At 38.6% G+C, this 13,928-nt stretch carries 12 protein-coding genes; 11 read left to right on the top strand and 1 reads right to left on the bottom strand.

Features of this window, described 5'->3' with window-relative positions:
• The first annotated feature begins 37 nt into the window (after positions 1 to 37).
• The 11 genes from pth (at position 38) to cysK (ending at position 13,170) form a co-directional block, all read left to right on the top strand.
• Complete coding sequence (gene pth / locus CJ229_RS05660) at positions 38 to 610, top strand: aminoacyl-tRNA hydrolase (RefSeq protein WP_102167574.1); 573 nt, start codon at positions 38 to 40, stop codon at positions 608 to 610.
• Complete coding sequence (gene mfd, locus CJ229_RS05655) at positions 603 to 4,079, top strand: transcription-repair coupling factor (protein WP_070623095.1); 3,477 nt, start codon at positions 603 to 605, stop codon at positions 4,077 to 4,079. Before pth ends, mfd begins: the two co-directional genes overlap by 8 nt.
• Positions 4,076 to 5,236 carry a MazG nucleotide pyrophosphohydrolase domain-containing protein gene (locus tag CJ229_RS05650; RefSeq protein ID WP_102167575.1) on the top strand — a complete coding sequence of 387 codons (1,161 nt, stop codon included), beginning with the start codon at positions 4,076 to 4,078 and terminating at the stop codon, positions 5,234 to 5,236. The genes mfd and CJ229_RS05650 overlap by 4 nt, the downstream gene beginning before the upstream one ends.
• Entirely contained in the window at positions 5,223 to 5,504 is a 282-nt protein-coding gene (locus CJ229_RS05645; protein ID WP_102167576.1) for an RNA-binding S4 domain-containing protein, read from the top strand. The genes CJ229_RS05650 and CJ229_RS05645 overlap by 14 nt, the downstream gene beginning before the upstream one ends.
• A 46-nt stretch (positions 5,505 to 5,550) precedes the next feature.
• Entirely contained in the window at positions 5,551 to 5,973 is a 423-nt protein-coding gene (locus CJ229_RS05640) for an FtsB family cell division protein (RefSeq protein WP_068128629.1), read from the top strand.
• A gap of 75 nt (positions 5,974 to 6,048) precedes the next feature.
• Positions 6,049 to 6,411: a S1 RNA-binding domain-containing protein gene (locus CJ229_RS05635; protein ID WP_040928192.1), complete on the top strand. Its 363-nt coding sequence runs from the start codon at positions 6,049 to 6,051 to the stop codon at positions 6,409 to 6,411.
• 60 nt (positions 6,412 to 6,471) lie between these two features.
• Positions 6,472 to 7,668 (top strand): tRNA lysidine(34) synthetase TilS, encoded by a 1,197-nt coding sequence (tilS, locus tag CJ229_RS05630; RefSeq protein ID WP_102167577.1) that lies wholly within the window; start codon positions 6,472 to 6,474, stop codon positions 7,666 to 7,668.
• Entirely contained in the window at positions 7,658 to 8,200 is a 543-nt protein-coding gene (gene hpt, locus CJ229_RS05625) for a hypoxanthine phosphoribosyltransferase (protein WP_102167578.1), read from the top strand. The genes tilS and hpt overlap by 11 nt, the downstream gene beginning before the upstream one ends.
• A gap of 72 nt (positions 8,201 to 8,272) precedes the next feature.
• Positions 8,273 to 10,342, top strand: coding sequence for an ATP-dependent zinc metalloprotease FtsH (gene ftsH, locus CJ229_RS05620; protein ID WP_068128625.1), 2,070 nt, complete (start codon positions 8,273 to 8,275; stop codon positions 10,340 to 10,342).
• A 48-nt stretch (positions 10,343 to 10,390) separates the two neighbouring features.
• Complete coding sequence (gene hslO, locus CJ229_RS05615) at positions 10,391 to 11,260, top strand: Hsp33 family molecular chaperone HslO (protein WP_102167579.1); 870 nt, start codon at positions 10,391 to 10,393, stop codon at positions 11,258 to 11,260.
• A 974-nt stretch (positions 11,261 to 12,234) separates the two neighbouring features.
• Positions 12,235 to 13,170, top strand: a complete 936-nt coding sequence (gene cysK / locus CJ229_RS05610; protein ID WP_102167580.1) for a cysteine synthase A — start codon at positions 12,235 to 12,237, stop codon at positions 13,168 to 13,170.
• Positions 13,171 to 13,217: 47 nt separating this feature from the next.
• On the opposite strand, the gene CJ229_RS05605 is transcribed toward cysK, so the two are convergent.
• A complete protein-coding gene (locus tag CJ229_RS05605) occupies positions 13,218 to 13,910 on the bottom strand; it encodes a YsnF/AvaK domain-containing protein (RefSeq protein ID WP_102167581.1) in 693 nt (230 codons plus the stop codon).
• Positions 13,911 to 13,928 lie beyond the last annotated feature (18 nt).

Raw genomic sequence — 13,928 nt, 5'->3', positions numbered from 1 at the left:
GGGGAACCATCGCCTTTTTTAATATGGAGGAAAGATTATGAAGTGCTTTGTTGGACTTGGGAACCCAGGACCTAAATATGACAATACACGTCATAACATTGGATTTATGGCGATTGATAAATTAAGTGATAGTTTAAATATCGATTTAGATGAAAATAAGTTTAAATGTGAATTTGGTACAGGTTTAGTGAACGGCGAAAAGGTAATGCTCGTTAAACCTCAAACATTTATGAACTTATCTGGGGAAGGCGTTCGCCCGTTAATCGATTATTTCAATATTGAACTCGACGATGTTTATATATTATATGACGATATGGATCTTGGACTCGGGAAACTGAGACTGCGTCAAAAAGGTAGTGCAGGCGGGCACAACGGGATTCGTTCGTTAAACCAACACTTCAAAACTGAAAAATATAAGCGTATTCGTATTGGAATTGGTCGTCCAGATGGTCCAATGCCAATCGTGAACTGGGTGTTATCAAAATTCACAAAAGAAGACATGGTCACACTCGAAAAAGTGTTAGACGTCACGACAGATGCGTGTGAAATGGCAATCAATCACGACTTTATAGATGTTATGAACCGTTATAACGGTGATATCAATGCATAACCGAGTTAAAGAGAGAATCAGACAAGACTCTCGCGTGAGAGAGGTTTTAGACTATACGCCCAATCAGTCACTACTCGTTACGGGTATAACAGATGAGTTTAAAGGGCCGTTATTTCACGAGGTCGTCGAAGCGAACGATTCACCCGTCGTGTTATTTGTTGAAAACAATCATAAAATGGAGAAACTACAAAGCCAACTAATGGCGTATACAGAAGACGTGTATACATTTCCTGTTGGCGACATTATGATTGAAACGATGGCAGACCAAAGCCCAGAATTTAAAAAAGAGCGCATGCGAACGTTATATGCCCTTCTTGAAAGAGAGAAAGGGTTATTTATCGTGCCGACAGAAGGACTTATGAAGCCGTTAATGGTGCCTGAAAAACTATCGACATACAAAAAGAAATTAGAGCTCGGTAGTGATATCGATTATGGTGCGTTTATTCGTTACTTATCTGACGTTGGATACGTGAGACGTGAAGAGGTCCAAAACTTCGGTGAATTCGCAGTACGTGGAGATATTTTTGACGTGTATATGTCGAGTGGGCTCGTACGTATCGAATTATTCGACACAGAGGTCGACTCAATACGCGCCATTGACGAAGAAACAAAGCGTTCTACACATAATCTAGAATCTGTCACGCTCGAACCATTTTCAGAATATGTGTTAGAAGAAGATGAACGCGACGCGCTGATTGAGCATATTACAAAGCTGTACGATAAAACGAAAGAAACGATCGACAAAGGTGCACATGAATCACTCGATACGTACTTCGAGAAGTTGACTAATAAAGACTATACGATGAGTCATTTAAGCCAATTTAGTCATTTACTTTATGACGATGAAGTATCGATTTTAGACTATATTAGTGAAGATGCGATTATATTAATCGATGAAGTCAAAACGATAGAAGCAAGTTTTGAACGTGAAGTCCGTGCGATGCATAATTATTACGAAAGCCTTCAAGAAGCAGGTAAGATGCTCAGTGAAGGTGGAAATTATTTAGAGCATCAACTCGAGCGTCTATATAAAAGAGATGCGATTTATTTTACACTATTTTTAAGTGCGCTACCTGTGAACGTACAAGACATCGTTAAAATCTCTGTGAAACCGACTGAAATTTATTACGGACAATACGATATACTCGCATCCAACATTAATCAGATGGTACGTGATGGCTTTTTAGTAAACATCGTTTTACGTGACGAAGAAGAACTAAAAAAGACGCGCCAGTTACTCGAAGATTTAAATATCGATAGTTTCATAAAAGAACTTCCTGAAGATGTAGAAAATGGTGTTGTACTATCCATTGGAGAATTCGATGCAGGTTTTATACTGCCATTTATGCATGCTGCAGTTTTAACGAGTAAAGAGCTCTATAACCGTACGTCAAAAAAGAAGCGTCGTACGAAAAAGCTATCTAATGCTGAAAAAATTAAATCTTATCAAGAATTAAACGTCGGAGATTATATCGTACACGTACATCACGGTGTTGGGCGTTATCTCGGTATAGAAACGTTAGAAGTTGGCGGTCTACACAATGACTATATGAAACTTCAATATAAAGGGACGGACCAATTATTTATCCCTGTCGATCAAATGGACCTCGTACAAAAATACGTCTCTAGTGACGACGGTGCACCAAAAATGCATAAGCTCGGAGGTACAGAGTGGAAGAAAACAAAAGCGAAAGTTGAAAGTAGCGTAAATGAACTTGCTGACGAATTACTTAAGTTGTACCAAGAACGTGCAGCGACTGAAGGGTTTAAATTTAGTCCAGATAATGACATGGTTCAGTCATTTGAAGAACGTTTCCCTTATGAAGAGACGCCAGACCAACTTGCATCTATTCACGAAATTAAACAAGATATGGAAAGAGTGCAGCCAATGGACCGACTGCTATGTGGTGACGTTGGTTATGGTAAAACAGAGGTCGCAATTCGTGCAGCATTTAAAGCAGTTCAAGACGGCAAACAAGTCGCGGTGCTCGTACCGACGACGATTTTAGCCGCACAGCACTATGAAACGTTCATTGAACGTATTGAAGATTTCCCAGTCAACGTGGAGATGATGTCGCGTTTTAGAACGCCTAAAGAAATGCGTGAAGTTAAAAAAGGTCTAAAAGAAGGAACGGTCGATATCGTTATCGGTACACATACGATTCTCGGTAAAACGGTAGAGTTTAAAGACCTTGGACTTCTCATTGTCGACGAAGAGCAGCGCTTTGGTGTAAAACATAAGGAGCGCATTAAGCAGCTAAAAACAAACGTCGACGTATTAACTTTAACGGCTACACCGATTCCAAGAACGCTACACATGAGTTTAATGGGTGTTAGAGACTTATCAGTGATTGAGACGCCTCCACAAAACCGTTTCCCAGTTCAAACGTACGTCTTAGAATATAACGGGAACTTCGTCAAAGAAGCAATTAACCGTGAACTCGCAAGAGGCGGACAAGTGTTTTATCTCCACAATCGTACGGATACGATTTACGAAAAAGCAATTCACATTGAAACGCTCGTGCCTGATGCGAGTGTTGGAGTGATGCACGCGAGAATGACTGAGTTAGAAATCGAAGAGACGATGCAAGCGTTCGTCAATAACGAGTACGACATACTCGTGACGACGACGATTATCGAAACGGGTGTCGACGTGCCGAACGCAAATACTCTAATTATTGAAGACTCAGATCGCTTCGGATTGTCGCAACTGTATCAAATTAGAGGTCGCGTTGGTCGTAGTAACCGAATTAGTTACGCGTATCTTTTCTATCAACCAAACAAAGTGTTAACAGAAGTTGCTGAAAAGCGACTTGCGGCAATTAAAGAATACACTGAACTCGGAAGCGGGTTTAAAATTGCGATGCGCGACTTAAATATACGTGGTGCCGGGAACTTACTCGGTAAACACCAATCTGGATTCATCGATTCAGTTGGATACGAGTTATATTCAGATATGTTAGAGACTGCTGTGCTAGAAAAGCGTGGTTTATCTATTGAGGAGAAAGAACCTGCAAACATACCAGTCGAAATCGAACTCGATGCATATTTACCAGCATCTTATATTTCACATGAGCAATCGAAAATTGACCTATATAAACGTTTAAGAGCAGTGGGTAGTATTGAAGCGTTACGAGATATTGAAGATGAAATGATCGACCGATTTGGAGAATACCCAGTAGAAGTCGAGAATTTAATCGACCTCGTACGTGTGAAGATTTATGCACTAATACTCGGTGGGTATAGAGTATATGAAGATAAACAATACTTCTATTTAAACTTAACGAAAGACGCAACAGCACAAATTGACGGCGAACGGTTGTTTATCGACACGAATGATTATAAAAGAGAACTTCGTATTCGAGTACAAAATAACGAAATTCAGTTTCAAGTGAAATCGAAAGACATTAAGCTATTTATCGATATTTTAAAACGCTCGCTGAATAGTAAAAAGGAGGAAGCGGTATGATAACGATTGTCGGTCTTGGAAGTAGTGACGTCGATCATATGACAGTTGGTGTTTATAACAGATTAAAAACAAGCGACTTTGTATACTTACGTACAAACGATCATCCTGCTGTCGAACTGCTGCATACTGAAAATATTTCGTATAAATCATTTGACAATTATTACGTTGAAAGTGAAACGTTCGAAGAGACGTACGAAAAAATCGTAGACACATTACTATCAAAAGGAAAAGATACAGACATCATTTATGCAGTACCTGGATCACCGTTGTTATACGAAACGACGACAGAATTACTGCTAAATAACGATGCTGGTGTGGAAGTAGATGTTATTGGTGGACAGAGTTTTATCGACGTGTGTATTGAAGCGGTAAATATTCGTGTAAACGAAGGGTTTCAAATTTTAGACGGCTCGACATTAACTGAACGCGATTTAAATCACCGTCAACATACACTAATTACACAAGTGTACGATCAGTTTTCAGTATCAGATGTGAAACTGACGCTTCTCGACTATTACGAACCAGAGACGCCAGTCACTTTAATTGTCGCAGCTGGTAGCCGTGAAGAAAAACTAATTACAAAACCACTCGAAGAAATCGATTATGACGTACCAAATTCGAATTTAATGACGATGTTTATCGAAAAAATCGACAGTGAAACGTTAGATAACCGTTCGATTTACCACATGCGTGAAATTTACCAAGTGCTCGTTGGTGAAAATGGATGTCCGTGGGATAAAGTTCAAACACATCAATCGCTCGAACGATTTTTACTCGAAGAGTCGTATGAAGTGATTGAAGCTATTGAAAAAGAAGACGATAATCTTCTCGTCGAAGAACTGGGAGATATTTTACTTCAAGTCGGTTTACACGCAGCGATTGCTGAACGAGACGGTTATTTTAATTTCCACGATATATTAGAGAGCTTAAATCGTAAAATTGTTCATAGACATCCGCACGTTTTTGGAGATGTTGAAGTAAACAATCAAAGTGAGTTAACAGAAGTATGGAACGCTCAAAAGAAAAAAGAAGGTAAAACAGAACGTATAAAATACGAAAAAGAATACGCAACGACAGTACTTGAATGGATGAAGGAAACGATTCACTCAGGGAAATCGTTAGACGAAATATTGGAGGAACAACATGAGACTCGATAAGTTTTTAAAAGTGTCACGTATTATTAAACGTCGTCCACTTGCGAAGACGATGAGTGACGACGGACGTATCGAAGTAAACGGTAAAGTCGCAAAAGCAGGCACGACAGTTAACGTCGGTGACGAACTTAAAATTCGTTTTGGGAACCGTATCGTCACGTACGAAATCCTCGATTTAAAAGAGCATGCTAAAAAAGAAGAAGCCGAATTAATGGCAAAAATGCTACACGATGAAAAAATAGAAGACGATAAAGACGAATCTGGATGGTAACTGTATAAAAAATCGTGTAAACTTGTATAAAAGGATGTGAATGCAAATGACGAACAAAATTATTAAAATGCTCAATAAATATACAATCGATTTAGACTCTAAAAAAGAGTCGCTTAAAGGTGAGCGTAAAGTGAGACGCCGTCGTATGATTATTGTGTCGATGCTCGCGTTTGTCTTTATATTTGCATTCATATCTGGCGGCATCAAACAAAAAGTAGAGAATCGCGCGTTAAAAGACGAAGTACGTGAAACAGAACTCGTCTTAGAAGAAAAACAAGAGAAGCGTGCAGAACTTGAACAAGAGATTATTCAACTAAATGATGAAAATTATATTCGTCGTATTGCCCGTGGAGATTTCTTTATGTCTGGTAGCGGAGAACTGATTTTCTCGTTACCAGAATCTAAAAAAGAATCGACTCAAACAGAAACACAAACAAATGAAAACGAAGATTCAGAGTCAAAAGAGTAATAAAAGTGATTATTGTCGCATTTAATGTTATGATAAATAAACATTACTACACTATTCAGGAGGAAATTTAAGTTCATGTCAGTTGAAGTTGGCGAAAAACTCGTCGGAAAAGTCACAGGAGTTAAACCGTTCGGAGCATTTGTTGAATTACCGAATGGAAAGAGTGGTCTCGTACACATTAGTGAGGTTGCAAACAAATTCGTTGAGGATATTAATGATCACCTTAAAGTAAACGATGAAGTCGAAGTAAAAGTATTATCTGTTGGTGATGATGGAAAGATTTCTTTATCTATTAAACAAGCAGAGAAACCAAAAAAGCAACGTAGAGCACAGTCTCCAGAAGACTTTGAAAAGAAACTCTCAAACTTCTTAAAAGATAGTGAAGAGCGTATGAGTTCAATTAAAAGACAAGCGGACGCACGTCGCGGCGGACGTTAATAAATAGAAGTAAAAAGGCTGGAATTTTCTAGCCTTTTTTATCCTTATAGGGTGAAGTGAATGGTCAAATTAAACGTCACTTGGACGCCGTCAGACAATATCGCCATAGCGTTATCGGGTGGTATAGACTCGACGGTTTTATATCATTTATTGACAACGCGTTATAGAGATACATATCGAGAGTTATATATATTACACGTTAACCACGGGAGTCGAGAGGCCTCTATCGGTGAAGAACAAGCGTTACGAAAAATGGCGGATAGTGACGGATATGTATTTTTATCGACGACATTAAATTTAGACAAGTTTTCACAGCGAAAAGGGCGAGACTTACGATATGCGTTCTTTTATGACATGTTAAACGAATACGACATCGATTACTGTTTAACGGCGCATCATAAAGATGATGACTTTGAAACGATTATGTTTGAGTTATTAACCGGTCGCCATTTAAAAGGCATTGGTATTCCGTCTCAGTTCGGTAAAGTACTTCGACCGATGATGAGTGTTCGTTTACAAGAAATCGAACAGTATGCACATGAACATCGTCTTGAATATTTTGAAGATCATACAAACGACACGAACGACTATACGAGAAATTATATTCGTCACGAAGTGTTACCAAATATCGAACAGCATGACGAGCTGCATTTAGAAAGTTTGACGCAATTTAAAGAAGATTACAACGAAATGACGCAATATTTTAAACAAGAGGCTGAAAGCTTTCTTAAAGATAAGCCTGTTAGCCGAAAGAAGTTTAACGCGTGTAGTCACATATTAAAAGTATATATCTTAAATCGCTGGTTAAACGTCGGCAGAGCGTATAGTGTAGAAATGATTCGGTTGTTACAGAGTGACACGAGTCAATTTGAATTGCCAGTTGGTGAACAAAGTTTCGTCTGTAGTTATGACGATTGCTACGTCATAAGTGACCGAATGTTCGATGAAGAGATGACGATTGATGACGCTGGCACGTACTATTTTAATGGTTATAAAATTACAGTTGATGGTTCGCCGAACTTAACCGTTCGCACGTTTCAACCAGGTGACCGTGTGGCGATACCGAACGTCGGTACTAAAAAGGTGAATCGGCTTTTTATCGACAAAAAAATTAGTCATGAAAAGCGAAAAACGATGCCGATTATTGTCGATGACACCGGTACAATTGTTGCGGTAGGTAATATTTATAATATAATAGAACTATTAAGCAATTTTAAAATAGACTTACATGTTGAGGAGTTATATTATGACGCTTAGAAATGATATTGATGAAATACTTTTTAGCGAAGAAGATATTAAAGAAATTACGAAACGACTTGCTTCTGAGTTAACACGTGATTACGATTGTAAAAATCCGGTTTTTGTGGCGCTATTAAAAGGCTCGATCATGTTTATGGGAGACCTCGTAAAGTACGTCGATACACACTTAGAAATGGACTTTATGGACGTGTCGAGTTACGTCGGAACAAAATCGACAGGAGAAGTAAAGATACTGAAAGACTTATCGACGTCAATTGAAGGGCGTCACGTCGTAATTGTAGAAGATATCGTCGAAACAGGTGCGACTCTTAACTATATCATTGACTTTTTACGTTCTAGAAAAGCTGAGAGTGTTGAAGTTGTTACGCTTTTAGATAAGCCAATACCTGAACGTAAACTAGAAGTCGACGTTAAATATATCGGTACGACAATTCCTGAAGGATTCGTCGTCGGTTACGGACTAGATTTCAATGAAAACTATCGTAACTTGCCATATATCGGTTTACTAAAACCAGAACTATATAACTAATGCATAACAGTAGATAATATATGTTAATTTTGTTAATATTTCTTTTAGTGTAATAGAAACGGAGGATTACGGATGCCTAAAAATACTGGCCGTAATATATTGCTTTTAGCAATTCTAGCAGTAATATTATTCGGTATATTCCAAAGCTTAAATGGCGGCACTCAAGCAGATAAAGAGCTGCAGTACAAACCATTTATCGAAGCTTTAGAAAATCAAAATATAGAAAAAATGACGATTCAGCCTGAAAATAATGTGTATCTTGTTAAAGGTAAACTAAAAGATCAGGAAGATCATGAATCATTCCATACAGTGATTCCTTATAATGCAACTGGAGATTTAGATTCAATTTTAGAAACAGCTAAGAAAGACAACGACCTTAAATTTAACGTTGAACCAGCAAAAGAACAAAGCCCGTGGACAGGAATGTTATTTACGTTCATACCGCTACTTGTGATTCTATTCTTCTTCTTATTCTTAATGTCTAATGCACAAGGTGGCGGTGGAAACCGCATGATGAACTTCGGTAAAAGTAAGGCGAAGCAATTTGATAACACGAAATCAAAAACACGCTTTACAGATGTTGCCGGAGCAGATGAAGAAAAAGCAGAACTTATCGAGGTTGTGGACTTCTTAAAAGATCACCGCAAATTCGATAAAATGGGTGCGCGTATTCCGAAAGGGGTACTATTAACCGGACCTCCAGGTACAGGTAAAACATTAATTGCACGTGCAGTAGCAGGTGAAGCAGGCGTTCCATTCTTCTCGATTTCAGGTTCTGATTTCGTAGAGATGTTCGTCGGTGTTGGTGCGTCACGTGTACGTGACTTATTCGAACAAGCAAAGAAAAATTCACCATGCATTATCTTTATTGACGAAATCGATGCTGTCGGTCGTCAACGTGGTGCAGGTGTCGGTGGTGGACACGATGAGCGTGAACAAACACTCAACCAATTACTCGTAGAAATGGACGGGTTTGCAGGCAACGAAGGTATTATTATGATCGCTGCAACAAACCGTGCAGATATTTTAGACCCGGCATTATTACGTCCTGGTCGTTTTGATAGACAAATTCAAGTCGGATTACCTGACGTAAAAGGCCGTGAAGCTGTACTTAAAGTACACTCACGTAACAAGCCGTTAGACGAAACAGTCGACTTAAAAGCAATCGCACAACGTACGCCTGGATTCTCAGGTGCAGATTTAGAAAACTTACTAAACGAAGCAGCACTTGTTGCGACTCGTGCGGGTAAAAATACGATTGACATGCGAGACGTAGACGAAGCGACAGACCGCGTAATCGCAGGTCCTGCTAAGAAATCTCGCGTTATGAGTGAAAAAGAACGTCGTATCGTTGCGTTCCACGAAGCTGGACATACAGTAATCGGTATGGTGTTAGACGAAGCAGAAACAGTTCACAAAGTTACGATTGTTCCGCGTGGTCAAGCAGGCGGATATGCCGTGATGCTTCCTAAAGAAGATCGCTACTTTATGACAAAACCAGAGCTTCAAGACCGAATCGTTGGATTACTCGGTGGACGTGTTGCAGAAGAAGTTACGTTTGGTGAAGCATCAACAGGTGCACATAACGACTTCCAAAGAACGACAAGTCTCGCTAGAAAAATGGTAATGGAATTTGGTATGAGTGAAAAACTTGGGCCAATCCAATTTGGTGAGACAGGCGGTCAAGTATTCTTAGGTAAAGAAATGGGTCACGAGAAGAGTTACTCAGATAAATTTGCTTATGAAATTGACTTAGAAGTTCAAAAGATTGTTAAAGAAGCGTACGAAAGATGTCACGAAATCTTAACGACGCATCAAGAACAATTAACATTAATTGCGGAAACGTTACTCGTCGAAGAGACGTTAGACCGCGAACAAATAGAAGGGTTATTCCACGACGGAAAATTACCTGAACGTAAGTATGATGATAGTCATCTAGAAGAAGATACTGAAGATGATGAAAAAGTTGGTCATTCATACGAAGAAATCAAAGAAAAGTTACAACGTCATGAAGACGTATCTGATAACGAGGAAGAAGTTTCTCGTCCAGAAATGACAGAAGACGAAGACGTTACAGAAGACGTGGATCCAAAAGGTCCAAACGAACAACGTGACGTACAAGACGATAGAGATAACAAATAACGAAAAGTCGCCTCGAGTTAGGCGACTTTTATTATGGAGGAAATAAACATGGCAGATAAGTTAATACGTGGATTAGGTTTAAACGATGAAGTAAGAATTTTTTCACTAGATACAACAGATACAGTAAATGAAGCTGTAAATCGTCATAAAGCATACCCAACAGCAGCTGCAGCGTTAGGTCGTACAATGACAGCAACTGTAGTATTAGGTGCAATGTTAAAAGGAAAAGATAAAGTCACAGTCACAGTAGAAGGTGGCGGACCGATCGGTGCAATCGTGACAGACGCAGATGCGAACGGTCACGTACGTGGATACGTGCAACACCCAGACGTACACTTTGACTTAAACGCTCAAGGGAAACTCGACGTGAGTCGTGCAGTTGGTACGAACGGGTATTTAAGAGTCGCAAAAGATATCGGACTTAAAGACAACTTTGTCGGTTCAGTTGAACTTATTTCAGGAGAACTCGGTGAAGACTTCTCTTATTACTTCTATCACTCAGAACAAGTCCCATCAATCGTTGCACTCGGTGTACTCGTTAATCCAGATAACACTGTCAAAGCAGCAGGTGGACTCGTCATTCAAGTACTACCAGCAGCAAGCGAAGAGACGATTACATGTCTAGAAAAAATCGCGAGCGAGATGCGTCCAATTTCACAAATGATCGACGACAATTTAACACCAGAACAAATCGTCGATGAAGTACTCGGCGACTCATGGCGCAAGCTTGATGAAATGCCAGTAGAATTCGAATGTACATGTAGTAAAGAGCGTTTCATCAACGCGATTGCATCACTAGAAAAAAACGAAATCAAACAAATGATCGAAGAAGACGGTGGGGCTGAAGCAGTATGTAACTTCTGTCGCAACGATGTTTGGATTGAAAAAGAAGAGCTCGAAGCACTTCTAGAAGAATAAAATTGCCGTGCCGGAGAATATCCGGTTTTGCCTCGAATAGTGCGGGATGAGGTAGTTCATCTACCGCGGTGTGTAATTTGTGTGACGCCCGAAAATACGAACAGATTCGTGTTTCCGGGCGATTTTTTGTGCTGTGCTGTGTTTTAATTTACAAAAATTCTTCGAATCTGTTAGATATATCGAGATAATTAACAAATTCCCGGAATTCAGCACCGTTTTTGTTAGATAAAAAAATATAATTAACAAAAAGTGATCACCACTGGCGAAATATGTTAAATAAAATCAGATATCTAACAAAATCCGGATATTTTTGTTAAATATAATTTTGATAAAGAGAGTTATTACAATATAAGAGTGGAACGAGCCTTCCGTCTCGCTAGCGATGAGGTTATTTAACAGATAATTACCGAATCTGTTAGATATATCGAGATAATTAACAAATTCTCGGGATTCAGCACCGTTTTTGTTAGATAAAAAATATATTTAACAAAAAGTGATCACCACTGGCGAAATATGTTAAATAAATCCGGATATCTAACAATATACGGATATTTTTGTTAAATAAAACTTTGATAAAGAGAGTTATTACACTTTTAAGAACTTAATAGGCTTTCCGTCTCGCTAGCGATGAGGTTATTTAACAGATAATTATCGAATCTGTTAGATATATCGAGATAATTAACAAATTCCCGGAATTCAGCACCGTTTTTGTTAGATAAAAAAATATATTTAACAAAAAGTGATCGCCACTGGCGAAATATGTTAAATAAATCCGGATAACTAACAAAATCCGACAATTTTTGTTAAATACAACCACGCAAAAGTGTATTATTAAACTTTATAAGATGAAAAATCCAATCCACCAGTAATTTCCAGTAAATCCTACCATCAACTAAGCATCACATTTGTAATTCTAGCCCTACCGTGTTATATTCATAGTTACTTACTATGAAATAAAAATAGGAGGACATTTTATGTCTAACAAAGTATTTAATAATATTACTGAAGCGATTGGTAATACGCCACTCGTAAAGTTAAACAGATTAACAGATGATAATATGGCGGATGTTTACGTCAAGCTAGAATTCATGAACCCTGGTTCATCGGTAAAAGATCGTATCGCTTTTGCGATGATTGAAGCTGCTGAAGAAGCAGGAAAATTAACGAAGGATACAACAATTGTAGAGCCAACAAGTGGAAACACTGGAATTGGTCTTGCGATGGTTGCTGCAAGTAAAGGGTACAAAGCAGTTTTAGTGATGCCTGACACGATGAGTAAAGAACGTCGTAACTTACTAAAAGCATACGGAGCAGAGTTAGTTCTTACTCCAGGTGCTGAAGGGATGAAGGGTGCGATCGCTAAAGCAAATGAACTTGCTGAAAAAGATGGTTACTTCATGCCACAACAATTCGAAAACCCAGCAAACCCTAAAATCCATGAAAACACAACAGGTCCAGAACTTGTGGAACAAGCGAAAAGTGCAGGATTTACAATCGATGCATTTATTGCGGGTGTTGGAACAGGTGGAACAGTAACTGGTGTTGGACACGTATTAAAAGAGCATAACAGAGACACAAAAGTTTACGCGTTAGAACCTGCAGATTCACCAGTATTATCAGGTGGAGAAGCAAGTCCACATAAATTACAAGGACTCGGTGCAGGATTCGTACCAGACACATTAGACACAGAAGTTTATGACGGTGTCGTTAAAGTAGAGAATGAAACAGCATTCGAATATGCTAGAAAATTAGCAAAAGAAGAAGGAATACTCGGAGGTATTTCATCTGGAGCAGCAATATATGCAGCACTTGAAGAAGCGAAAAAATTAGGTAAAGGTAAAACGGTTGTAACTGTATTACCATCAAACGGTGAAAGATATCTATCAACACCATTATTTAATTTTGAATAATTAAAATAAATCCCAGCAACATTAAGTTGCTGGGATTTTTTTTGTGCTTATTTTTCTCTCTCTGTTACATTTAAATTATCACCAGTCTTATCGACTTCAATGTCATCGTATTGGACGGTGTCTTTAATATGTTTTACTTCTTCTGTCACTTCTTTTCGAATAACAATTTCTTCGGAAACGACTTGCTCTTTAATAATACGAATACGCTCTCGAGTCACTGGTATACGCGTAACGTTGATGTCGTCAGTGTCTTCAGCGTTATTGTATTCTGATAATAACGGCTCTTCTTCAAACTTATGACGTTCGATAGTGACGGAATCTTTTTGAATCGGTACATCGACTTCTTCTTCACGTGTTTTTACACGTTTTCTAACATTTACTTCGCCTGCGTCAACAGTATGTTTATTCGCGACGAGTTGTTCTTCATGTAGTTCAAATTTTCCAGGTGCTTCTTGTTTATTTTTATCATCTTCATTAAAGATGAATAACAAATACTCGCCTTGATCGAGTGAATTTGAAACCTCGATGAGTTCTTCATCGGTAAAATCTTTAAAAACAGAAGCATCTGTCGTCTCGTCGGTGATAATCGCTTCGTTTAGTCCACTATATTTTTGTAAAAGTTCGGGAACTGGGTGAGCGGTAAATACAGTTAATTCATTCGGTTCATATCCACGCGTGACATAAGCGTTAATTTTTTTATCTAATTCAGTTATATTTTGTGCTTGAGTAAATTGTGACATAGTAATCACTCCAAATTT

It is taken from the genome of Nosocomiicoccus massiliensis (assembly GCF_002871345.2).
GTDB lineage: Bacteria > Bacillota > Bacilli > Staphylococcales > Salinicoccaceae > Nosocomiicoccus > Nosocomiicoccus ampullae_A.
Note: the sequence above shows the minus strand (reverse complement) of the source record. Positions and strands in the feature narration are given on the sequence as shown.

What these genes read in the sequence shown, in the direction of transcription:
- pth (WP_102167574.1), top strand. Translation starts at nt 38, where the DNA reads ATGAAGTGCTTTGTTGGACTTGGGAACCCAGGACCTAAATATGACAAT.
- mfd (WP_070623095.1), top strand. Translation starts at nt 603, where the DNA reads ATGCATAACCGAGTTAAAGAGAGAATCAGACAAGACTCTCGCGTGAGA.
- CJ229_RS05650 (WP_102167575.1), top strand. Translation starts at nt 4,076, where the DNA reads ATGATAACGATTGTCGGTCTTGGAAGTAGTGACGTCGATCATATGACA.
- CJ229_RS05645 (WP_102167576.1), top strand. Translation starts at nt 5,223, where the DNA reads ATGAGACTCGATAAGTTTTTAAAAGTGTCACGTATTATTAAACGTCGT.
- CJ229_RS05640 (WP_068128629.1), top strand. Translation starts at nt 5,551, where the DNA reads ATGACGAACAAAATTATTAAAATGCTCAATAAATATACAATCGATTTA.
- CJ229_RS05635 (WP_040928192.1), top strand. Translation starts at nt 6,049, where the DNA reads ATGTCAGTTGAAGTTGGCGAAAAACTCGTCGGAAAAGTCACAGGAGTT.
- tilS (WP_102167577.1), top strand. Translation starts at nt 6,472, where the DNA reads ATGGTCAAATTAAACGTCACTTGGACGCCGTCAGACAATATCGCCATA.
- hpt (WP_102167578.1), top strand. Translation starts at nt 7,658, where the DNA reads ATGACGCTTAGAAATGATATTGATGAAATACTTTTTAGCGAAGAAGAT.
- ftsH (WP_068128625.1), top strand. Translation starts at nt 8,273, where the DNA reads ATGCCTAAAAATACTGGCCGTAATATATTGCTTTTAGCAATTCTAGCA.
- hslO (WP_102167579.1), top strand. Translation starts at nt 10,391, where the DNA reads ATGGCAGATAAGTTAATACGTGGATTAGGTTTAAACGATGAAGTAAGA.
- cysK (WP_102167580.1), top strand. Translation starts at nt 12,235, where the DNA reads ATGTCTAACAAAGTATTTAATAATATTACTGAAGCGATTGGTAATACG.
- CJ229_RS05605 (WP_102167581.1), bottom strand. Translation starts at nt 13,910, where the DNA reads ATGTCACAATTTACTCAAGCACAAAATATAACTGAATTAGATAAAAAA.